General features: G+C 54.5%; 20 protein-coding genes. 12 read left to right on the forward strand and 8 right to left on the reverse strand.

The genetic code is table 11. From position 1 onward, the window contains the following. Positions 1 to 108: 108 nt before the first annotated feature. Positions 109 to 2,214, forward strand: coding sequence for an elongation factor G (fusA, locus tag SGR01S_RS01365; protein ID WP_061806312.1), 2,106 nt, complete (start codon positions 109 to 111; stop codon positions 2,212 to 2,214). A 32-nt stretch (positions 2,215 to 2,246) separates the two neighbouring features. On the opposite strand, the gene SGR01S_RS01370 is transcribed toward fusA, so the two are convergent. Continuing rightward, positions 2,247 to 3,212 (reverse strand): DMT family transporter, encoded by a 966-nt coding sequence (locus SGR01S_RS01370; RefSeq protein WP_061806313.1) that lies wholly within the window; start codon positions 3,210 to 3,212, stop codon positions 2,247 to 2,249. Between the two features lie 102 nt (positions 3,213 to 3,314). Beyond that, entirely contained in the window at positions 3,315 to 4,142 is an 828-nt protein-coding gene (locus SGR01S_RS01375; RefSeq protein WP_061806314.1) for an AraC family transcriptional regulator, read from the reverse strand. 213 nt (positions 4,143 to 4,355) lie between these two features. On the opposite strand from SGR01S_RS01375, the gene SGR01S_RS01380 reads away from it, so the two are divergent. Beyond that, positions 4,356 to 5,789: an NAD-dependent succinate-semialdehyde dehydrogenase gene (locus tag SGR01S_RS01380; RefSeq protein ID WP_061806315.1), complete on the forward strand. Its 1,434-nt coding sequence runs from the start codon at positions 4,356 to 4,358 to the stop codon at positions 5,787 to 5,789. Positions 5,790 to 5,836: 47 nt separating this feature from the next. On the opposite strand, the gene SGR01S_RS01385 is transcribed toward SGR01S_RS01380, so the two are convergent. Genes SGR01S_RS01385 through SGR01S_RS01395 form a run of 3 tightly spaced genes read right to left on the reverse strand, consistent with a single transcriptional unit; the run spans position 5,837 to position 8,716 of the window. After that, positions 5,837 to 6,745: an alpha/beta hydrolase gene (locus SGR01S_RS01385; protein ID WP_061806316.1), complete on the reverse strand. Its 909-nt coding sequence runs from the start codon at positions 6,743 to 6,745 to the stop codon at positions 5,837 to 5,839. After that, entirely contained in the window at positions 6,735 to 7,631 is an 897-nt protein-coding gene (locus SGR01S_RS01390) for an alpha/beta fold hydrolase (protein ID WP_061806317.1), read from the reverse strand. Before SGR01S_RS01390 ends, SGR01S_RS01385 begins: the two co-directional genes overlap by 11 nt. A gap of 29 nt (positions 7,632 to 7,660) precedes the next feature. Continuing rightward, positions 7,661 to 8,716 carry a sugar phosphate isomerase/epimerase family protein gene (locus SGR01S_RS01395; RefSeq protein ID WP_061806318.1) on the reverse strand — a complete coding sequence of 352 codons (1,056 nt, stop codon included), beginning with the start codon at positions 8,714 to 8,716 and terminating at the stop codon, positions 7,661 to 7,663. Positions 8,717 to 8,857: 141 nt separating this feature from the next. On the opposite strand from SGR01S_RS01395, the gene SGR01S_RS01400 reads away from it, so the two are divergent. Next, the gene (locus SGR01S_RS01400) at positions 8,858 to 9,451 is read left to right on the forward strand and encodes a TetR/AcrR family transcriptional regulator (protein WP_037415507.1); all 594 of its coding nucleotides are present in this window, start codon (positions 8,858 to 8,860) and stop codon (positions 9,449 to 9,451) included. On the opposite strand, the gene SGR01S_RS01405 is transcribed toward SGR01S_RS01400, so the two are convergent. Together SGR01S_RS01405 and SGR01S_RS01410 are read right to left on the reverse strand one after the other, a co-directional pair. Further along, positions 9,452 to 9,754: a cupin domain-containing protein gene (locus tag SGR01S_RS01405; RefSeq protein WP_061806319.1), complete on the reverse strand. Its 303-nt coding sequence runs from the start codon at positions 9,752 to 9,754 to the stop codon at positions 9,452 to 9,454. Between the two features lie 101 nt (positions 9,755 to 9,855). Beyond that, on the reverse strand, positions 9,856 to 11,736 hold the full coding sequence (locus tag SGR01S_RS01410) for a potassium transporter Kup (RefSeq protein ID WP_037415512.1): 1,881 nt from the start codon (positions 11,734 to 11,736) through the stop codon (positions 9,856 to 9,858). Positions 11,737 to 11,990: 254 nt separating this feature from the next. Between SGR01S_RS01410 and SGR01S_RS01415 the strand changes: the two genes are divergently transcribed. After that, positions 11,991 to 13,730, forward strand: a complete 1,740-nt coding sequence (locus tag SGR01S_RS01415) for an ABC transporter permease (RefSeq protein ID WP_061806320.1) — start codon at positions 11,991 to 11,993, stop codon at positions 13,728 to 13,730. A 12-nt stretch (positions 13,731 to 13,742) separates the two neighbouring features. Further along, positions 13,743 to 15,059 (forward strand): ABC transporter ATP-binding protein, encoded by a 1,317-nt coding sequence (locus SGR01S_RS01420; RefSeq protein WP_061806321.1) that lies wholly within the window; start codon positions 13,743 to 13,745, stop codon positions 15,057 to 15,059. Positions 15,060 to 15,080: 21 nt separating this feature from the next. On the opposite strand, the gene SGR01S_RS01425 is transcribed toward SGR01S_RS01420, so the two are convergent. Further along, positions 15,081 to 15,989 carry a LysR substrate-binding domain-containing protein gene (locus SGR01S_RS01425; RefSeq protein WP_037415516.1) on the reverse strand — a complete coding sequence of 303 codons (909 nt, stop codon included), beginning with the start codon at positions 15,987 to 15,989 and terminating at the stop codon, positions 15,081 to 15,083. Between the two features lie 172 nt (positions 15,990 to 16,161). Here SGR01S_RS01425 and SGR01S_RS01430 point away from each other — a divergent pair, with 172 nt between their 5' ends. The 7 genes from SGR01S_RS01430 to SGR01S_RS01460 are packed head-to-tail and all read left to right on the forward strand — an operon-like array spanning position 16,162 to position 22,643. After that, positions 16,162 to 17,112: a branched-chain amino acid ABC transporter permease gene (locus tag SGR01S_RS01430; protein ID WP_061806322.1), complete on the forward strand. Its 951-nt coding sequence runs from the start codon at positions 16,162 to 16,164 to the stop codon at positions 17,110 to 17,112. Between the two features lie 8 nt (positions 17,113 to 17,120). After that, on the forward strand, positions 17,121 to 18,233 hold the full coding sequence (locus SGR01S_RS01435) for an ABC transporter permease subunit (protein WP_061806323.1): 1,113 nt from the start codon (positions 17,121 to 17,123) through the stop codon (positions 18,231 to 18,233). Continuing rightward, complete coding sequence (locus tag SGR01S_RS01440) at positions 18,230 to 19,000, forward strand: ABC transporter ATP-binding protein (protein ID WP_061806324.1); 771 nt, start codon at positions 18,230 to 18,232, stop codon at positions 18,998 to 19,000. The genes SGR01S_RS01435 and SGR01S_RS01440 overlap by 4 nt, the downstream gene beginning before the upstream one ends. Continuing rightward, positions 18,993 to 19,706, forward strand: coding sequence for an ABC transporter ATP-binding protein (locus SGR01S_RS01445; protein ID WP_061806325.1), 714 nt, complete (start codon positions 18,993 to 18,995; stop codon positions 19,704 to 19,706). The genes SGR01S_RS01440 and SGR01S_RS01445 overlap by 8 nt, the downstream gene beginning before the upstream one ends. A gap of 32 nt (positions 19,707 to 19,738) precedes the next feature. After that, on the forward strand, positions 19,739 to 20,899 hold the full coding sequence (locus tag SGR01S_RS01450; RefSeq protein WP_061806326.1) for a branched-chain amino acid ABC transporter substrate-binding protein: 1,161 nt from the start codon (positions 19,739 to 19,741) through the stop codon (positions 20,897 to 20,899). A gap of 29 nt (positions 20,900 to 20,928) precedes the next feature. Next, on the forward strand, positions 20,929 to 21,420 hold the full coding sequence (locus SGR01S_RS01455; RefSeq protein ID WP_061806327.1) for an L-2-amino-thiazoline-4-carboxylic acid hydrolase: 492 nt from the start codon (positions 20,929 to 20,931) through the stop codon (positions 21,418 to 21,420). Continuing rightward, on the forward strand, positions 21,417 to 22,643 hold the full coding sequence (locus tag SGR01S_RS01460; protein WP_061806328.1) for a Zn-dependent hydrolase: 1,227 nt from the start codon (positions 21,417 to 21,419) through the stop codon (positions 22,641 to 22,643). The genes SGR01S_RS01455 and SGR01S_RS01460 overlap by 4 nt, the downstream gene beginning before the upstream one ends. Positions 22,644 to 22,711 lie beyond the last annotated feature (68 nt).

A 22,711-nucleotide genomic window follows, 5' to 3' on the forward strand; every position in this document is an offset into this window, starting at 1 on the left:
GTGACCGGTGCAAGCATTCACCCGTCCGGAGATAACCCACAGAGGATTATCATAATTATTCATGTTGTTTGAGTCGCATCTCTTTAACGCGGCTAAGAAAGGTTAATTATGGCACGCACTACCCCCCTCGAACGCTACCGCAATATCGGCATCTCGGCGCACATTGATGCCGGCAAAACCACCACCACCGAGCGGATTCTATTTTACACCGGGGTCAGTCACAAGCTGGGCGAGGTGCACGACGGCGCAGCCACCATGGACTGGATGGCACAGGAACAGGAACGCGGTATTACCATTACCTCGGCGGCAACAACCTGCTTCTGGAACGGCATGCAGCATAATTACCCGCAACATCGTATCAATATTATCGACACCCCAGGCCATGTGGACTTTACCATTGAGGTCGAACGTTCCATGCGCGTGTTGGACGGCGCGGTCATGGTGTATGACTCAGTGGGCGGCGTGCAACCGCAGTCAGAGACCGTCTGGCGCCAAGCCAATAAATACAAAGTGCCACGTCTGGCGTTCGTCAACAAAATGGACCGCGTCGGTGCTGACTTTTTCCGCGTACGTAAAATGATGATCGAGCGTCTGAAGGCGAACCCCGTTCCGATCGTCATCCCCATTGGCGCCGAAGATCACTTCACCGGCGTGGTGGATTTAGTCCGAATGAAGGCCATTTTGTGGGACGAGGCAACGCAAGGCATGAGCTTCAGCTTTGAAGAGATCCCCGCTGAACTGCGCGACATGGCCCAAGAGTGGCGAGATAAAATGATCGAGGCCGCTGCCGAAGGTTCGGAAGAACTGATGGATAAATACCTCAATCAGATGCCGTTGAGCGAAGAAGAGATCGTTCGCGGCCTGCGCCTGCGCACCGTAGCGGGGGAAATCCAGCCCATGTTGTGCGGTTCAGCATTCCGCAATAAGGGGGTGCAGCGCATGCTCGATGCGGTGATCGAACTGATGCCCTCACCGCTCGACGTTCCCCCTATGGAAGGCCATGACGAGCACGACAATATTGTTATCCGCCGGGCGTCTGATGACGAAAAATTTTCTGCGTTGGCGTTTAAACTGATGACCGACCCTTTTGTCGGTCAACTGACCTTCGTGCGCGTCTACTCCGGTGTGCTCACCAAAGGCAGCAGTGTCTACAACCCGATCAAAAGTAAAAAAGAGCGTATTGGCCGCATTGTGCAAATGCACGCCAACGATCGCAAAGATGTCGAAGAACTGCACGCCGGTGATATCGCCGCCTGTGTGGGGCTCAAAGACGTCACGACCGGTGACACCCTGTGCGATCCTAACGCCATCATCACGCTGGAAAAAATGGTGTTTCCAGAACCGGTTATCGCACAAGCCATTGAGCCGAAAACCAAGGCCGATCAAGAGCGAATGGGGATTGCGCTGCAACGACTCTCCTCCGAGGATCCTTCTTTCCGCGTGCGCACAGATGAAGACTCCGGCCAGACCATTATTTACGGCATGGGAGAATTACACCTGGAAATCATCGTTGACCGCATGCGGCGCGAATTTGGTGTAGCAACCACCACCGGTAAACCACAGGTATCTTACCGTGAAACCCTACGTAAACGCGTGACCGACGTAGAAGGTAAATTCGTGCGTCAGTCTGGCGGTAAAGGCCAGTACGGTCACGTGGTGTTTACAGTAGAACCCAATGAACCGGGCAAAGGCTTCGAGTTTATCGATGAAATAAAAGGCGGTGTGATCCCGGGGGAATTTATTCCGGCGGTAAAAAAAGGCGTACTGGAAGCACTGAACAATGGCGTATTGGCCGGTTATCAGGTGGTGGATGTTAAAGTGCACCTGACTTTCGGCTCATACCACGACGTTGACTCTTCAGAGCAAGCTTTCCGCATGGCGGCGATCTTTGGCTTCAAAGAAGCCTGCCGTCAGGCTGACCCGGTCATCCTCGAGCCGATCATGTCGGTAGAAGTAGAAACGCCTGAGGACTACGCCGGTAGCGTGATGGGTGATCTGTCGTCTCGGCGCGGTATGGTGCAAGGGATGGAGGATCTCCCGGGCGGCGGTGGCAAGGAAATTCACGCCAAGGTGCCGCTGTCCGAGATGTTCGGCTATTCAACCACCCTGCGATCGATGTCGCAGGGCCGCGCAACCTACACGATGGAGTTCAGCCATTACGCTGAAGCCCCCCGGAATGTGGCCGAAGAGATCATCCACCACAGTAAACGTTAAGATCAGTGCCTGCCGTGGTACCACGGCAGGTGCTACTCCTTAGCAGCCAGTGACACCACCACCGGCTGTGGCTTAATCCGCATCGCGTACACCACGCCAATGATCAGGCAGGCAATGCCACCCACAGTCAACAACGGTGGCCACGCCTGACGCAGCATAAAGGTATAGGCTAGCCCTGCCAGAATTTCGAATACGATCAACGGCCCTACCAACACTGTTGGCAAACGCTGGCTCGCCTCATTCCAGCACAGTGCACCAATCCACGAGCACAGCATGCCAATAGCAATCATCAAAGGAATAAACACACCCGGTCTTGGACCAAACGGCAATGCAAATGCTGGCTGGGTCATCGCCAACTGCCCACAAACCAACAGATAGCCCACCAGCGCCAGCGGCAACGTCACCACCCCCTGCGCCGTCGCCCAGGTTGCAGGTCTTTGATTTGGGTTTTCCCGCAACCAGCGGGCATTGCGCAGCGGGAACCAGGTCCAACACGCCACTGCCACTAACGCCAGTCCCAGGCCACTGCTATAGCGCCAAACGTCGATCGGCGTCGTATTGCCTTGCAGTTCGGCAACATTAACCAGCGCCAATCCACAGGCGATCAACACCAAGGCTGGTGTCAGTTTGCGCCACGAAAGTCGGCCATCGTGCCGGCTGTAAAACAGATTCGCAGTTACCGAAATCACCACCGGCAATGTGCCGATAATCATGGTGGAAACCGGTGCGCCAGTACGTTGTATTGCACTGGCCAGACACAGGTAATACAACAAGTTACCGATAGCGGTCAGTTTTAACGCTGCCAACCAATCGTTACGTCGTAACTTTTTTAACCGATGGCGATCCAACCACGCCAGGGGTAACGCTATCAGGCCAAAAGCCAGGTAACGCCCGGTAGATTGCAACGCCGCAGGATACTCAGGGATCAATACTGGGCCGACAAAGATCAACCCCCACATCAGCCCAGCCGATAAGGCAAATAACACGCCAACAAACATAGTGACTCCATCAACAACCGGGCGAATCAGTCTGAGCCCGTGAAAAAACCTGGGGTCAGCCTAGCCCACTGATGCGAGGAAATATTGTATCAGGTTGCTGTTTTAGCGGGTCGTAACCTGTTTTTGATAACGCACAGGTGTGACACCGTAACGATTAGCAAAGGCGCGCGTTAAATGTGCCTGATCGGTTAACCCTGTCGCTGCGGCGACCTGTGCCGCAGGCATACCGCGTCCCAGCATCTGTTTGGCCTGTGACAAACGAATTGCCATCAGCATCTGCTGGGGCGACACATGGTATTCAGCTTTGAATTTACGCAGAAAATGATAGGGACTGAGGGAGACCAACGATGCCAATTGGTCCAAGGTAATAACAGCGGAGAAGTTGTCGTGCAGGTAACTTTTGACGATCTCAAAACGGTGCGCCGGCTCCGCCTTCAATGATTTGGCTACCTGGATATGAGGACGAAAAATAGCGATAACCTGCAATAATAGACTGTCAATCGTAAGCGGATCATGAGTTTGCCACAGTGCTGCCAGCGTGGCGGACAATTGCCGTGCCGCCTGAGGGTCTTGACGCACCGCATCGGTGAACCAAAACCCCTGCTCACCGGACAACAGTTCCAGTGTCGCCGGTTCCAAATAGAGCATGCGGTAATTCCAGCCGCCAACGGTTTCCGCCTCGCCGGTATGCAGTTCATCCGGGTTCATCAACACCAGCGACCCCGGCGCTGCCAGATGTTGCGCCCCACGGTAGCGGAAACGCTCGGCACCAAAATCGACGGTCCCGATGGCAAAAGCGTCATGTGTATGTGGTTCAAAAGCATAGCGCTCAATATGCGCGTGATAAAGCTCTACGCCCGGCACCTGAGACAACTGTCGGAACTGTGCGTTATCTTTTTCGAAAGGAAATTGCTGAGGAACACCCTGCACCGTACCGCCCCGTCTGTATGCCACTTGTGGTTGTATGATAGTCAAAGTGACGTAGTTTGAGTAGTGTACCGCCCGGTACTCTGGACGCTGCGGCGCATTCAGCGTAGGGTATTTTACCCAGTGTCTGGTACCTGCAATTGAGTACCGGCCTATCGATTATCCCGCCGCAGAGTGGGAACACAGTCTTTAACCCCCTGAAAGTAAGAGGCAACAATGTATCCAGATACTCAACTCTATATTGATGGACAATGGCGCAACGCAGTTGCTGGCAAAACCACACCCGTCACTAATCCCGCTACCGATGAGGTTATTGGCAGTGTGGCACACGCCACAGCAGCCGATCTCGATCTGGCGCTGACCGCAACCGAGCGCGGCTTCAAGATTTGGCGTGAAACCTCTGCCTATCAGCGGGCAAACCTGATGCGTAAAGCCGCAGCATTATTGCGTGAACGTGCAGAGAAAATTGCCGTGATCATGAGTCAGGAACAAGGCAAACCGGTGGCACAAGCCAAGGTTGAGATCCTTAACTCGGCGGACGTAATTGACTGGTTTGCTGGCGAGGCCAGCCGCACCTATGGCCAGATTATCCCATCTCGTAGCCAGGACGTTCAGCAGCAAACGCTGAAACTGCCGGTAGGACCGGTTGCCGCATTCACGCCGTGGAACTTCCCGATTAACCAGATTGTACGCAAACTGTCCGCCGCGCTGGCAGCCGGGTGTTCAATCATTATTAAAGGTCCGGAAGAAACCCCAGCCTCACCGGCTGAGCTGATTCGCGCCTTTGCCGATGCGGGCATTCCTGCTGGCGTGATCGCGTTGGTATACGGCACCCCAGCAGAAATCTCCGAATACCTGATCCCACACCCAACCATTCGCAAGATCTCGTTCACCGGTTCCACCCGCGTGGGCAAACATCTGGCGGCGCTGGCCGGTCAGCATATGAAAAAAGCCACCATGGAGCTGGGCGGTCATGCCCCAGTACTGATTTTTGACGATGCCGATCTCGATGCCGCCGCTAAAGAGCTGGCACTGGCCAAGTTCCGCAATGCCGGACAGGTCTGTATTGCCCCGACCCGCTTCCTGATCCAACAAGGCGTTTATGAAGCCTTTGTCGAGAAATTCACAGCAGCAGTACGCGACATCAAGCTGGGCAACGGTCAGCAAGAAGGTGTGACCATGGGGCCAATGGTGCTGCAACGCAGCGTAGATGCCATTGAAGCCTTCGTGAAAGATGCCATCTCCGAAGGGGCCAAAGCCACCACCGGCGGCAAACGTGTAACGGGTCCCGGCAATTTCTTTGAACCGACAGTGTTGCGCGATGTCCCCTTGAGTGCTCGTGCGATGTCCGAAGAGCCGTTTGGCCCGGTCGCCCTGCTGCGGTCATTTGCGACCTATGAGGAAGCTATCGCGGAGGCCAATCGCTTGCCTTACGGTTTGGCGGCCTATGCATACAGCCGCAGCATTGCGACCGTGAACGCGCTGGGACGCGATGTGGAAAGCGGCATGCTCAGCATCAATCACATTGGTTTTGGCCTGCCTGAAACACCGTTTGGCGGGGTCAAAGACTCCGGTCACGGCACCGAAGGCGGCAGCGAAGCGATCGAGTCCTATCTGGAAACCCGCTTTGTCACCGTGGCTGGCCGTTAATTAATGTAAGCGACAAAAAAATGCCCCGTTCTTACGGGGCATTTTTATCATCGGGCTTTGTCGAACAGTTCTCGTGCCGCCGGGGTTAAACCCAGCATATGAATGCAGGCATGTACCATGCCCGGCAGCCGTTCACAGCGAACCGCGACCCCGTCCTCCTGCAAACGCCTGGCATAATGCTCCGCCTCATCGCGCAGCGGGTCATACTCGCAACTCAAAATGGTTGCCGGTGGCAATCGGCTTAACGTTGCTGCATGCAAGGGTTCTGCGTAAGGATCGCAATTATTGTGCTCTTCAGGCAGATACTGACTCCAGCAAAATGCCATCACTTCCCGTGTCAGGAAATAGCCTTGTGCGTAATCGGCATAGCTGGTCGTATCCATAGCCCGGCTCAGTGCCGGGTACAGCAATAACTGATGATCAATCTGCGGGCCATCCCGGTCACGGGCCAATAACGCAACGGCCGCAGCCAAGTTGCCACCCGCACTGTCACCACCAACCGCGATACGTGTGGCATCGAACCCCCACTCATCCGCCTGTTCAATCACACCGCACAACGCCTGATACACGTCATCTAACGGCCGTGGGTAGGGGTATTCCGGCGCCAGACGATAATCAACCGACAGGATCATTCGGCCAGTAGCATTGGCCAGCGCCTGGCAAGGCCGGTCATACAACGCCAGTGAGCCCAGACACCAGCCGCCACCGTGGGCGTACAACATTGCCGGTATGGACTCACCGGTGTCCACTCCCAGCGGCGTGTAAGCACGAATGGCAATATCGTGACCGTCGTTGGCAGTGACCCATCCATTTTTAATCCCCCCACTGGCTTCCGCCTCGCCTTGCAAGTGTAACAGCCCGCTTTCTGCCGCAGCACGCATCTCAGACAGAGACTCCGGTGCCGCTGCCTGCGCCGCGACGGACAAGAAGTGGGCAATCTGCGGATTAAGCGGCATCAGCGTTACCCTCCAGCAAGAAAGGTACCACCAACGCAATAAACGCCTCATGAGACTCTTCGGTAATGAAATGTCCACACCCAGCGACCGTTTCACCACGCAGGTTAGTCGCGTTATCGCGCAACGTTAAAAAAGGCGCATCAGCGGTAGCATGCTCAGCTCCTATGGTCATTACCGGCATGGTAAGTTGAGATTCTGCGCGGCGTAGATTTTGCCGAATGGTCTCCGGAATGGCGCGGTAGTAATCAAAACCGGCTCGTAAGCTACCCGGTGCCGAATAGGCTGTGATATAGGTTTCCGCCGCGACCCGATCACGGCGATAAGACCAACGATTAAAGATATAGCTGAGGTACTCTCGCTCACGGCCCAACGTCAATGCCTCCGGCAGATCCGTCAGTTGGTTGAACATGAAATGCCACAGAAAAATGTTTTGTTCCGCGGGCACAAAAATCGGCGGTGCGGGCGCCAGCCCAGGGATCACCGCCTCCGTCAATACCAGCCCCGTAACCGCCTGTGGGAAGTCACTTGCCATCGCGTAGCCGATCCACATCCCTATATCATGTCCGACCAATTGATAACGCGCATGCCCCAATTGCAACATGGTTTGGTGCAACGTGGCTGCGACGCTGCCGGTGTCATAGCCGCCACGAGGCTTGTCTGAATCCCCGATACCCGGGGGATCCACCGCGATGGCCTTAAAACCGGCCGCCGCCAGTGCCTGCATGACATAACGCCAGGTGTACCAGGTTTGTGGCCAGCCGGGAATCAACAGCACCGGTTGACCTTCGCCGAGCGTGACACAGTGAATACGGTTGCCATTTACTCGCACATAGACGTGTTCGTGTTCAGGTCCATGTTGCATGGACCCGTTATTTTGCAGTGTCATTGGTGTTCTCCGTGAAGGAATATTGTGGCTCAGCGCAGGCCAAGCAACGTATTGATTTGCTGTTGGTCAACCGGCGCACCGGCAAAATCATCGAACACCTTGTCGGTAACATTGATGATATGGTCATGTATAAAGGCCGCCCCTTCGCGCGCCCCATCCAGCGGGTGTTTTAGGCAGCATTCCCACTCCAACGTTGCCCACCCTTGGTAACCATGCTGTGTCAGTCGCGAAAATATACCCTTGAAATCCACCTGTCCGTCGCCCAACGAACGGAAACGCCCCGCGCGTTCAGTCCACGACTGATAACCACCGTAAATACCCTGTCGCCCGGTCGGGTTAAACTCCGCGTCCTTAACGTGGAACATACGAATGAAATCCTTATAAATATCTATGTAGTCCAGATAGTTAAGCTGTTGCAGCACAAAGTGGCTTGGATCGAACAGTATCTGGCAACGCGGATGACCGCCAACGCGTTGATGGAACATTTCGAAGGTCACACCGTCGTGCAGGTCTTCGCTGGGATGGATTTCATAACATAAGTTCACCCCTTGCTCGTCACAGGCATTGAGCACCGGCAACCAGCGTTTGGCTAACTCATCGAAAGCCGTTTCAATCAACCCCGCCGGCCGCTGTGGGAACGGGAATAAATAGGGCCAGGCCAGTGAGCCTGAAAACGTGCCCATCTCGCTCAGCCCCAGTCGTGCAGAGGCTTTAGCCGCCAACAGCAACTGCTGGTGCGCCCACTCACCGCGTGCCTTTGGATTGCCGTGCAAAGCCGGTGGCGCAAAACTGTCACATAGCGCATCGTAGGCCGGATGTACCGCCATCAACTGACCAAAAATGTGGGTGGTCAGTTCGCTGACCTCAAGTCCGTGTTCTGCCAACATACCGACCAGATCGTCGCAATATGTCTGGCTTTCTGCGGCAGTAGCCAAATCAAACAGGCGGCTATCCCACGCAGGGATCTGTAGGGCTTTAAAACCGGTTTTTGCGGCCCAGTCGGCAATCGTCGGCAGGCTGTTAAAAGGTGCAGCATCGTCACTAAATTGTGCGAGGTGCAGGCTTGGACCTTTCAGGGTTTTCATCGTAAACTCCCATTGTTTGTCGATTGACAAACAATAGGCTCAAATGAATTCTTCAGCAAGCGAATTTTAAAAAATCGTTGGTGTTACAGTGGATTTAAGCGATCCTATTTCACTGAAAGTTCGATAAACAAGGGCAGATGAATGGCAGGCAGACCACGTGAGTTCGACCGCGAACAGGCATTAGTTAAAGCACGCGACCTCTTTTGGCGGCAGGGATATGAAGGCACATCGATGTCGGATTTAGTGGCCGAGCTGGGCATTGCCTCCGCACGTATTTACAAAGCGTTTGGCTCGAAAGAGCTGTTGTTCCGTGAAGCAATCGCCTGTTACGAAAGCCATGAAGGCGGGTTTGCCGATCGTGCATTCAGTGAGGAAAGCCGTGTACATACGGCAATAAAACGCATGTTATACGACGCGGTGGCGCTCTACAGTCGTGCTGATTTGCCACAAGGCTGTATGGTGGTTTCTTCTGCGGCCAGTGTCAGCGACGAAAACGCCGATATCAAAACCTGGTTGGCAGAACACCGCCGGCTACGCACTCAGGGCATTATTGAACGCCTACAGACTGCGGTAACCGCGGGCGAACTGCCAGCCGACACCGATGTCGAAAGCCTCGGTGATTATTTTGCCGTCTTCCTGCACGGCTTGTCGGTACAAGCTCGTGATGGTGTCAGTCGGGCCAGATTAGACGCCGCGGTGAAAATTGCGCTATCGCCATTGGAAAGCAGCCGTTAATCACTCCGGCATATCAAAAATCACCAGGGTGCCGTGGCTGCCCGCCAGCACCCGGTGAGGTACACCAGCGGCTGCCTGATACAATTGGCCGGCGTTGACCGTAATAGCCTCGCCCTGCACTTCAAGCCGCAACTGCCCAGCGATCACCAACAATCCTTCATGATAATCATGAACTTCATCGGCAATTGCCTGCTTATCCATCCGTAACACTTTGATGTTGGCCGAACCGACGCGTCCCAATACGCGGGAACGCCATGCCTGCGGTAAATCGGCAGCCAACGCGGTAAGATCGAACAATGACATAAATTATTCACTCGCAAGCAGCGCCCATCGCGCTACCGCAATTTACGCCCTCACGCGCAAACAGTTAAATAACCAATACTTTTAACCTATAGCCAAGCGGCTCAAACTGGCACTCTGCGGCTGATTTCAACAACCTGATCGCTGGGCAGATAGTAATAATCGGTCACGTGCATGCCATTACGCACCATCAACGCAAAAATGTTGCGCTGCCACGCTGGTAATCGGTCATTGGCTTCGCGGCGTACCACGGTTTCATGCCCCAGGTAATAGGTCGCGTCATCAAAATTCAGCCCGGTTTTCTGCGCCTCCACATGGCGTAATAAGCGGGGAATATGAGGCCGCTCCATAAAACCGTAGCTGGCGATACCACACCAGAAACCCGGCGACTGTTGTCGGATGACCAGCCGTTCAGCATTTGCCACACGGGGTTCGTTGACGATCATGATATTCAGTGTCAACACGGTGGCGTGCAGCGAACCATTACGCTTAACGTGCCATTTCATCACCGGCGGTGTGCCGTTTAGCGTACGAGTAAGAAATATTGCCGTGCCCGGCACTCGAGGGATTTTTTGCTCTTCAAGGTGTGCCAGAAAATCCGTCAGCGGCACGCTCTTTTCTCCCAATGTGCGAGAAGCCGCGAGCACCCCGCGATGCCAGATTAGCATCACGCCGTACACCAGGGTGGCCAACAGCAATGGGACATAACCGCCCTGCATCACCTTGCTAAGGTTGGCCAACAGGAAGCTGAGATCAACGATAAAGAAGCCGCCTGCCACCAGCAAACTGGTGACCACTCCCCATCGCCATACCTCACGCATCGCCACAAACAGCAGCCCAGTGGTCATGATCATGGTAAGCGACACAGCGATACCGTAAGCGGCAGCCAAATTATCGGACGACTTGAAGAACACCGTCAGGAACACCGTTACCGCCATCAGCAACCAGTTGATGGCACCAATATAAATTTGTCCGTAACTTTCCTCTGTGGTCTGTTTCACCTGCAAGCGTGGCAGCCAGCCAAGCTGGATCGCCTGACGGGTCATTGAAAAAGCCCCGCTGATAATAGCCTGGCTTGCGATGATGGTGGCCAAGGTCGCCAGAATAACCAGAGGGATTTGCAGTAACGGCGGACACAAGCGGAAGAAGATATTTTGAGTCACGTCAGCGCCCGACAGGATTAGTGCAGCCTGCCCGGCATAGTTCAGCAAGAGGCTGGGGAAAACAATGCCAAACCACGCGAGCCATATCGGCTTTTTGCCAAAATGCCCCATGTCGGCGTACAGCGCTTCTGCACCGGTGACGCAGAGGAAAACGCCGCCCAGCACCAGAAAACTGGTCACCCCATTAGAGAACAGGAAGTTAATGCCGTACAAAGGATTCAACGCCATCAGCACCGCAGGATGCTGGATAATCCCCCAGATGCCCAAGGCAGCGATGGAAAAAAACCACAGTGCCATAATCGGCCCAAACACCCTGCCGATAAGTGCAGTGCCCAGCGGTTGAATAGCGAACAGGCTGACCAGAATCACCACCGCTGCGGGTAAAATATAGGGCTGCGATTCAGGCAGAACAATATTTAACCCTTCCAACGCCGACAGTACCGAGATCGCCGGGGTGATCGCCCCATCACCATAGATCAATGCCGCACCAAACAGGCCGGCAAACAGCACCATTGGGCGGGTGCTTGTCTTACTGACCAACAGCGACATCAAGGCCATGATGCCGCCTTCGCCGCGGTTATCAATACGCATAGCGAACATCGCGTACTTTAGCGACGTGACAATCACCAGTGTCCAGAAAATCAGCGATAACAAACCGAGAATCACGGGTACGGAGGGTGCATCACCAGAGAGAAATAGCACCGTTTTGAAGGTATACAACGGGCTGGTACCAATGTCGCCAAACACCACACCCAGTGCGCCGCCTGCCAACAGAGTTAAACTCGATTTGTTGGGTTGTTCCGTGTCACTGCCGGCAGACATAACGTAATCCTCTTTGAAAATCGAACGGCTATCCAGTCTTAGTCTATGAATTATTATCGCTTCCCCCCAGCAAAGCTACTGCACGGGCCACGATAATCAGAATTGTCATCTGTCACCGGTACAGTGTGGCATGACAGCAACAGAAATGGCGTCTGCTGAGTAACGGTTTAAAAATGCTGGCTGATAATGGGCTATAGTCGTTGTGCTGCCATTACTCTCAAAACTCTCCCCATTCTGGTTTAAAGAGAGGTTAGATGAACGTCAGGCTCAATACGCACGTCTCCGCCCGGCGTTTGCTGCCCAACGGGTGGGATGTTATCGCCTTCCCGATGATTATCGGCACTATCGCGATGATGGCTGTTGGCCTGCATCAAACGATGCAGCCTATCATGACGCTAAAAACCCAGGCCATCTCCCTTGATCCCGCTAATCTACCGGAATATGCCCTGCGCACCACCTTGCGCATGCTTATCGCTATGGTTGCCGCGCTGGTGTTCTCCTTGGTTTACGGCACACTGGCAGCCAAGAGTCGTCGTGCGGAAAAAGTGCTGGTACCTATTCTCGATATCCTTCAGTCGGTGCCGGTACTCGGTTACATCTCTTTTACCGTGACCTTCTTTATCGCTCTGTTTCCCGGCCGGGTGTTAGGCGTCGAACTTGCCGCCATCTTCGCGATTTTTACCAGCCAAGCCTGGAATATGACCTTCAGTTTTTATCAATCACTGCGTACCGTGCCACGTGATTTGCTGGAGGTGTCACGCGGCTTTCATTTGAGCCCCTGGCAGAGTTTTTGGAAGCTGGATGTGCCGTTCTCAATGCCGGGTCTGATTTGGAACATGATGATGTCAATGTCTGGCGGCTGGTTCTTTATCGTGGCGTCAGAAGCCATTACTGTCGGTAATAACACCTTTACGCTACCCGGTATTGGCGCCTATCTCGCTCAGGCAATATTGAGCAAGGATTTGCACGCGGTAGGTTGGGTGCTGGTCACCATGACCGTGGTGATTTTGGCTTATGACCAGTTGTTGTTCCGCCCATTGGTGGCCTGGGCAGACAAATTCCGTATGGAAACCACCCGTTCAGCCAATGCGCCAAACTCCTGGGTATTGAACCTGATGCGCCGCACCCGGCTCATTCACCTGCTGCTGACACCGTTGGGTGCACTCCTGGCCAAGACTGCACGCCTGCGGCTAAATCTGCCCGCAATAAGACGCCGCCGTGTCAGCAACGCACAACGGCAAAAACGTTCACGCCTTATCGATCTTTGCTGGAACGGCCTGGTAATCCTGCTGACGATCGCCATTGCTTATCATGTGATCCTTTATGTGCAGACTGGGGTGACGCTGGCGGACGTCGGTCATGTGTTGATGCTGGGGCTCATTACGCTGCTGCGCGTCACCATATTGATTGCGATCTCATCACTGATCTGGGTTCCTCTCGGGGTACTGATTGGTCTGCGCCCCGCGCTGGCCGGTAAAATTCAGCCTGTTGCCCAATTTCTGGCCGCCTTCCCAGCCAACCTGTTGTTCCCAGTGTTCGTCATCACCATTGTGCACTTCCACCTTAACCCGGATATTTGGCTGTCTCCGCTGATCGTGCTCGGCACCCAATGGTACATCCTGTTCAACGTGGTCGCGGGAACCAGTGCCTTTCCCAACGACTACCGCGAAGCCGCTGCCAACTTCCATATTCGTGGTTGGCAATGGTGGCGTCAGGTCATGTTGCCGGGCATTTTTCCTTATTACATCACCGGGGCCATTACCGCCTCAGGTGGCGCATGGAACGCCAGTATCGTGGCAGAATTTGTGCAATGGGGCAGCACGCAGGTAACAGCACATGGGCTCGGTGCCTACATTGCACAAACCACCACCGCGGGCGACTTCCCTAAAATTATTTTGGGCATCGCCGTGATGTCGTTATTTGTCACCCTGTTCAATCGCCTGCTGTGGCGTCCGCTGTATGCCTACGCCGAATCCCGATTCCGCATCGATTAAGGAAGCGTTCAGATGTCAGATCCAAAAAACAGGGTTGCGCCAGTCGCCGGCACGGAAATCTTAGCAGTAAAAAACATCAACCACGGTTTTAACAAGGCACACAGCGAACAGCTGATCCTCAATGACGTTAATCTGTCTTTGCAGGCCGGGGAGATTGTCGGCTTGCTGGGGCGGTCTGGCTCCGGTAAGTCAACGTTGCTGCGTATTATTGCCGGGTTGATCGAGCCTACATCAGGCGCGGTAGACTATCTTGGCAAACCGTTAAATGGTCCGGCCAAAGGCATTGCCATGGTGTTTCAGACCTTTGCCCTTTTCCCCTGGCTCACCGTATTGCAAAACGTGGAGGCCGGGCTGGAGGCCCTGGGCATTGCAACCAATCAACGACGTGAGCGCGCACTGGCCGCTATTGACCTGATCGGTCTGGACGGTTTTGAAAACGCCTACCCCCGTGAACTGTCAGGCGGCATGCGTCAGCGGGTAGGCTTTGCCCGGGCGTTGGTGGTGGATCCAACGCTGCTGCTTATGGATGAACCCTTCTCCGCGCTGGATGTGCTGACGGCGGAAACACTGCGTACCGACCTGCTCGATTTATGGAATCAAGGCCGTATGCCGATTAAGTCCGTGTTGATCGTGACGCATAACATTGAAGAAGCGGTGTTTATGTGTGACCGGATCCTGGTGCTGTCCTCCAACCCTGGGCGTGTGGTAGCCGAAATAAAAGTCCCCTTCAACCACCCGCGTAATCGGCTGGATCCTTTATTCCGTCGCCTGGTAGACGACGTTTACGCCAAAATGACCGCCCGACCGATGGATGAGAGCGTTAAAAAAGGCCTGAAGCTCGGCACGCGTTTACCGCATGTTTCCACCAACCTGATTGCCGGTCTGATCGAAACGTTGGCTGCCGCGCCTTATTTTGGTCGTGCCGACATGCCGGACATCGCCCATTCGTTGCACCTGGAAGTGGATGACCTTTTCCCGATTGCCGAAGTCCTGCAATTCTTGGGGTTCGCAGATGTCCGTGAAGGGGATATCTTTCTGACACCTTCAGCGCGAACTTTTGCTGAGTACGATGTCCAGGCGCGTAAAGTCATGTTCGCCGAGCATTTACTGCGCTACCTGCCGCTGGCCGCGTTGATCAAAAGTGTGTTGGACGAACGTCCAGGTCACCGGGCGCCCCGTATGCGCTTCGAGCAGGAATTGGAAGATTCGCTGTCCGACGCCGCAGCGAAAGAAACGCTGGACACCGTCATTAACTGGGGCCGTTATGCGGAAATCTTTTCCTATAACGATCAGACCGAGTTTTTCAGCCTGGAAGACGTCGAATTCTGAATCACATCCGGCGCGGGGTATTCAAACCCCGGCTTCTTTCAACAGCCAGCGTTGCAGATTCAGTCCTTCAGGGGACAGTTCATTGTCTTGCCGCACGCACAGGTAGTAATCCCGGCCATCATCGATCGGCAGATCGAACAGCTTAACCAGCTCGCCACTGTTAAGGTAAGGGGTGATCAAGGGCTCACGCATCAGGGCGCACCCCAGTCCTGCCTGCACTGCCGCTAACGTCAATAAGCCATCCTCAAACATTGGGCCAGTGCTGCGCAATGGACGCCTGGCTCCGGCCAACTGAAACCACTGCATCCAGGTCGTGCGTTCTTCATCATGCAAAAGCGGCAGTGGTGAGAGTTGGTCTGGCGTATCGAGCACTCCGTGAAGCTTGATAAAACTACGGCTGCACACGGGTACCATTTTACCGGACATCAGCTTTTCACTGCGATAACCGGTCCATTGCCCCGCGCCAAAACGAATCGAAATATCAGCAGCATCACTGAGATAATTACGGTGATTAGCGTACACCACATTAATGTCAATCTCGGGGTTCTCACGTAGAAAGCCGTGTAACCGGGGAATAAACCACCCCATGCCAAACAGAGGGATCAAACTGATGGTCACCTGTCTGGATGCTGACTGTTCACGCACCTGCTCCGTCGCCTGACGCAGTACGTTAAATGCCGAGCGGATCGAACGGTAATATTCCCGCCCTTCATTACGCAGGATCAGCTTACGCCCTTGGCGCTCGGTCAGTGGCATCTGCAGAAATGCTTCCAGTGTTTTGAGCTGATGGCTCACCGCCGAGGGAGAAATCCCCAGTTCTTTCGCAGCACCGGTAACGCTGCCCAAGCGAGCAATAGCCTCAAACGCCCGTACAGCACGAAGCGGAGGATCATTCGGTAACGACACTGCATATTGTTCTGTTTTTTTCATATATTGATAATTTTGGTGAAAATTCTGTAAGGGTTATAATTTAATATACAAATAAATCAAACAATTAAAAACACACGTTTTTTGTATAAGAAATTATTTTTCCGTATTTTACAATTTTTTTTAATTCTCTACTGTGAGCGTCCTGAATCATTATTTTTCGGGACTCTCCCCTATGGATACGCTGATACAGCAGACCGTCAACGGCCTGATGCTCGGCAGCATTTATGCGCTGATCGCCCTGGGTTACACCATGGTTTACGGCATCCTGCGCATTATCAATTTTGCCCACGGCGATGTGTTGATGGTTGGTGCACTTAGCGCACTGTCCGCCATCGGTGTGTTGCAGCACCATTTCCCTGGTCTGTCACCGTACGTCGTGTTGCTGCTGGCGGCACTTATCGCCATGGCGGTATGCGCCTTGGTATCGATGAGTATTGAACGTCTGGCTTATCGTCGCCTGCGTAATGCGCCACGCCTGGCGCCGCTGATCAGCGGAATTGGGGTTTCGCTGCTGCTGCAAACGTTGGCGATGCTAATTTGGTCGCGTAATCCGTTGATGTTCCCACAACTGTTACCCATGTCACCTATCGCCCTCACTCAAGGTAGCGCCGAGCACGCACCGGCCGTGATCACCGGGACGGGTATCGCCACATTGGTCGTTGCCGTGCTGGTGATGATCGGGCTGCTCTTATTGGTTGAACATTCACGCTTTGGTCGCGCCATGCGCGCAACCGCGGAAAACCCACAGGTCGCCAGCCTGATGGGTATCGATCCCAACCGCATCATCATTCTGACCTTTGCCCTTGGCGGTGCACTGGCGGCAGTGGCAGGCATCATGATGGCCAGTAACTATGGCAATGCCGGTTTTTCCATGGGCTTCTTGCCCGGTATCAAGGCCTTTACAGCTGCTGTACTGGGTGGGATCGGCAATCTGCGTGGTGCGATGCTCGGCGGATTACTGTTAGGGCTGTTTGAATCCCTGGGCACCGGATATCTCGGTGAACTGACCGGCGGGACCTTCGGTAGCAACTATCAGGATGTTTTTGCCTTCCTGATTTTGATTGCCGTGTTGGTATTCCGCCCATCCGGGCTGTTAGGCGAACGCGTCGCTACCCGCGCCTGAGGACAAAAATGACTATTCTAACCACAACGATCAACACCGAAAGCCCACACCGCGCCAAACTCGGCGTAGTATTGTTTATGCTCGGCCTACTGCTGGCGCCTTGGGTGGCGGGTGCTGCAGGCGGTAACTACTGGGTGCGGGTGATCGATTTCGCGCTGTTGTACCTGATGTTGGCTCTGGGACTGAACATCGTGGTCGGCCTCACCGGCCTGCTGGACATGGGGTTTATCGCCTTTTATGCGGTGGGGGCCTATCTGACCGCGCTGTTGTCATCCCCACACCTGACCGAGCAGTTCCCATTGTTATTGCAATGGTTCCCGGATGGCCTGCATCTGTCGATCCTGTTGCTGATCCCCTTAGCCGCACTGCTGGCGGCGTTGTGTGGCATTTTGTTGGGTGCACCAACGCTGCGACTACGCGGTGACTATTTAGCCATAGTCACACTGGGTTTTGGCGAAATCGTCCGTATTCTGATGCGCAACCTGGACCGCCCACTTAACATAACCAACGGCCCGAAAGGGATTTCCGGCATCGATCCGGTCTCTTTGTTTGGCCTAAAGTTTTCCGGCATGCACCAATGGTTTGGTATCCGCTTTTCGTCGCTGTACCTCTATTACTACCTGTTCGCCGCTTTATTGTTGTTGATCCTGTTTATCTGCCTCCGTCTGCAACATTCACGGGTTGGCCGTGCCTGGACCGCCATTCGCGAGGATGAAGATGCAGCACGGGCAATGGGGATAAACACACGTAACTTCAAACTGTTGGCATTTGCCATCGGTGCCACCTTTGGCGGTATAGCTGGGGCGCTGTTTGCCGCGTTTCAAGGCTTTGTCTCGCCAGAGTCCTTTACCTTGCAAGAGTCGATCGCCGTTTTGGCCATGGTGGTATTAGGCGGTATGGGCCACATACCCGGTGTGATCCTCGGCGCTTTGCTGCTGGCTGCCCTGCCTGAATTACTGCGTAGCACCATGGGACCTCTGCAACAGGCGTTGTTTGGACAGGTGTGGATCGATCCAGAAATTATCCGCCAACTGTTTTACGGGCTGGCATTGATTCTGGTGATGTTGTATCGCCCTGCGGGCTTATGGCCGGCACGTCATCAACAGGGGGCAACATCATGACGCCACTCCTTACACTCAGCCACGTCAGTAAACGCTTTGGCGGGCTCACCGCTGTTGATGACGTCAGCATCAGTATTCACCAGGGGGAGATTTACGGTTTGATTGGGCCGAACGGTGCGGGAAAAACCACCTGTTTTAACCTGATCACCGGTCTGTATCGCGCTGACAGTGGCGAGTTCCGCTTACAGGATCGCCGCTACAAACCACAGGCCATAGATAAAGTGGCGCAAGCCGGTATTGCACGCACCTTCCAGAACCTGCGGTTGTTCAATGAGATGAGCGTATTGGAAAACGTGATGGTCGGCTGCCATCTGCGTACTCACAATGGGCTCTGGGCGGCAATTTCACGCCACCGTCGCGCCCGGCAGGAAGAACAGGCAACACGGGAGAAATCCTACGCGCTGCTGGAGTACGTCGGCATCAGCCAATTCGCCGATTATCGCGCCGGCGATCTGTCCTATGGCCATCAGCGTCGGTTGGAAATCGCCCGCGCCTTGGCCACCGAACCCAAATTGCTGGCACTGGATGAACCGGCAGCCGGTATGAATGCCGCAGAGAAAGTCGCCCTACGCGAGCTGTTGCAACGTATCCGTGAAAGCGGCAAAACCCTGCTGTTGATCGAACATGACGTCAAGCTGGTAATGGGATTGTGTGACCGCCTGACCGTGCTCGACTACGGCAAAGTCATTGCTGAAGGCGAACCGGCGCAGGTCCGACGCGAACCTGCCGTGATTCGCGCTTATCTGGGAGGCGCAGCCCATGTCTGAATCTTTACTGTCAGTCAAACAGTTAAAGGTGTCCTACGGTGGCATTCATGCCGTTAAAGGCATCGATTTTACGGTAAACAGCGGCGAACAGGTGACCTTGATCGGTGCTAACGGTGCCGGAAAAACCTCCAGCCTGCGTGCACTAACAGGCCTACAGCCCTTCGACGGTGAAATCTTGTTTGATGGCCGCTCTATTCGTGGTGTGCCACCGCATCAGTTATTGCAACAAGGGCTCGTCATGGTGCCGGAAGGACGCGGTATTTTCGCTCGCATGACGGTGCTGGAAAACTTGCAACTTGGTAGCTATTCGCGGCGCGACAAAGCAGCGGTACGACAAGATCTGGAGCAAGTTTGCACTCTTTTTCCACGCCTGCGTGAACGGCTTCAACAGCAGGCCGGACTTCTTTCCGGCGGCGAACAGCAGATGGTCGCCATGGGCCGAGCTTTGCTCAGCCGTCCCCGGCTGTTGGTGTTGGATGAACCCTCGATGGGCTTGGCACCCATTGTGGTTGAGGCCATTTTTGAGGTCATCAAAAACCTTTCACGTGACGGTGTCACGCTACTTTTGGTGGAACAAAATGCCCGGCTGGCACTGGCATCAACTGACCGCGCCTATGTGCTGGACAGCGGCAATCTGAGCCATTGTGGACGCTCTGCCGACATGTTGGATGATGAAAAAATCAAACAAGCCTATTTGGGTGAATAACCTTTTATTTTTAATCACACCGGGAGCTTTACATGAACAAGATAACTCGCTTTAAGCCGCTGGGGCTTGCCGCCGCCGTTTTAGTTAGCCTGAGTGCGGCATCACCGGTTCTGGCCGATGAAACTATTCTGATTGGCCTGGCTGGCCCGTTGACAGGCCCTTCCGCTCGCATCGGCAAAGATCTGGAGAACGGTGCACAGTTAGCGATCGCCGATGCTAATGCCCAAAAACCCACGCTGAAAGGCAAGCCGGTCATTTTTAAACTGCTGTCCGAGGACGACCAGTCCGATCCTCGCACTGCCGTTGCCGTAGCCCAACGTTTAGTGGACGAAGGTGTCGCTGGCGTGGTGGGTCACTGGAACACCGGTACCAGCATACCGGCAGCACGCATTTACCACGACGCAGGCATTGCCCAGGTCGCTCCGGTCGCCACCGGCCATGGCTATACTCAACAAGGGTTCGACACCAGTTTCCGCGTAATGGGCCATGACGATGATGGCGGCAATTATGCTGGCGAATATGCAGCCAAGGTACTGAAAGCCAAGCGTATTGCGGTAATAGATGACCGCACCGCCTTTGGCCAAGGGCTGGCTGATGAGTTTATCAAGTCACTGGCGGCTCAAGGTATACAGCCGGTGGCGCGTGAATATGTCGACGACAAAACTGTCGATTTCAGTGCGGTATTAACCACCGTGCGCAGCAAGAACGCCGATCTGATCTTCTTCGGCGGTGTTGATTCACAGGCCGCTCCGCTGGCCCGTCGCATCAAACAACTGGGGATGAATACCCCATTGATGGGCGCCGGCGGGTTTGTCAGCCAGACCTTTCTGACGCTGGCCCAAAAAGAAGGTGAAGGCGTAGTCGCACTGGAACCGGGTTTACCGTTGGAACAGATGCCAGGTGGCAAGGCCTTTGAGCAGGCTTATCGCGACCGTTACAAAACCCATATCGAACTGCATGCGCCGTTCGCCTACGACGCCACCCGGGTATTGATTGCCGCCATTGAGCAAGCGGAGTCTGCCGATCCGGCCGATTACCTGCCGAAATTACGGGCCATTCATTACCAAGGCGTCACTGGCACTATTGCATTCGATTCGCAGGGCAACCTGCAACAGCCGAGCTTCACCCTTTATCGGGTCGTTGACGGCAAATGGCAGCCGCAGAGCGTACTGGGCGGCGCCAAAACACAATAAAAATCAGTAAGGCAATGAGGAGCAAGGCGATGAGCGATGCAAAAAACGAGTTGGGTATTCTGGCCAGACGGCGCATAGAGGCGGAAATCATCAAACCGATCTATCAGATTCTGGTGCGTGAAATTGGCAAGGAACGCGCACAGGCGGTGATAGGTGAAGCCATCGAAAACGCCGCCATTGAGGCGGGCAAAAACTTTGCGGCACAGGAACCAAATGGCGCAGATTTGCAGAGTTTCGCCGCCTTGCAGTATCTGTGGGAAAAGGACGATGCGCTGCAGGTCAAGGTGATCTACCAGGACGAACAGCATTTCGACTACAACGTCACCCGTTGCCGCTATGCCGAGATGTATCACCAGATGGGATTGGGTGAAATCGGTCATCTGCTGTCCTGCGCGCGCGACAGCCAGTTTATTGTCGGCTATGCGCCGGATGTCGAGCTACAACGTACTCAAACCATTATGTCCGGTGCATCCTGCTGTGATTTCCGCTATGCAATCAAACCACAGGAAGAGAAGAAATGACGCAACGGGTGAATGGTGAGCGCTTGTGGCAAAGTCTGCGTGACATGGCACAGTTCGGCGCCATCCCGAAAGATGGCGTTACCCGGTTGGCTCTGAGTGAAGAAGATCGTCTGGCACGTGACCAACTGCGTGACTGGGCGCTGGAAGCCGGTTGCAGCGTGCGGGTCGATCGCATGGGTAATATGTTTTTGCGGCGTGAAGGTTCTCGCCCAGAGCTGGCACCGGTGATCACCGGTTCCCACGTTGACTCCCAACCCAAGGGTGGCCGTTTCGACGGTATCTATGGCGTATTGGCTGGCCTGGAGGTGATCCGTACCCTCAACGATCATCAGATCATCACCGAACGCGCCATTGAGGTCGTCAACTGGACTAACGAAGAAGGCGCACGCTTCGCCCCGGCGATGATTTCCTCTGGGGTATTTGCGGGCGTATTTGACCTGGCGTACGGCCTGTCGCGCAGCGATGATCAGGGCGTCAGTATTGGTGAGGCATTGCAGCAAATCGGTTACGCGGGCGAACATCCGGTTGGCAATATGCCGATACACGCCGCCTTCGAACTGCATATAGAGCAAGGCCCGATTCTTGAAGCAGAGAACATTGAAATTGGCGTGGTGACGACCGCACAGGGACAACGTTGGTATGAGCTGGAGATCACCGGTTTTAGCGCCCATGCAGGTACCACGCCGATGGATCGCCGGCGCGATGCCCTGCTCGGTTTTGCCGCCATGGTCATTGCTGTCAATAACATTGGCAAAGACTTCATGCCTGACGCACGCGCCACGGTAGGCATGGCGCAAATTACCCCAAATTCTCGCAATGTGGTGCCCGGTAAGGTGTTTTTCAGCGTCGAATTCCGCCATCCGCAAGAGGCGGTGCTGGAACAGATGGAACTGCGACTGCTGGCGGCCGTTGCCAAGATCGGCAGCGACGGTCTGAGCGCCCACGCCGAGCGTATTTTCCAGTACCAGCCGATACGTTTTGATCAAGGCTGCATCGACAGCGTACGCCAAGCCGCGCAGACACTGGGCTATTCTCATCGTGATATGGTTTCCGGCGCCGGTCATGACGCCTGCTATCTGAGCCGGGTAGCCCCGACAGCGATGATTTTCATTCCCTGCGTAGAGGGCATCAGCCACAACGAACTGGAAAATATCTCCAGCGAATGGTCGACAGCCGGTGCCAACGTACTGCTTAACGCATTACTGGCACACACCCACGCTTGAATGCACTGCCCCGGCTCGTCAGTCGGGGCATTAAAAAATATTCAACAAACTGGTTGAATATTCGCCTG

This window comes from Serratia grimesii NBRC 13537, assembly GCF_001590905.1.
In the GTDB taxonomy this organism is placed as follows: domain Bacteria; phylum Pseudomonadota; class Gammaproteobacteria; order Enterobacterales; family Enterobacteriaceae; genus Serratia; species Serratia grimesii.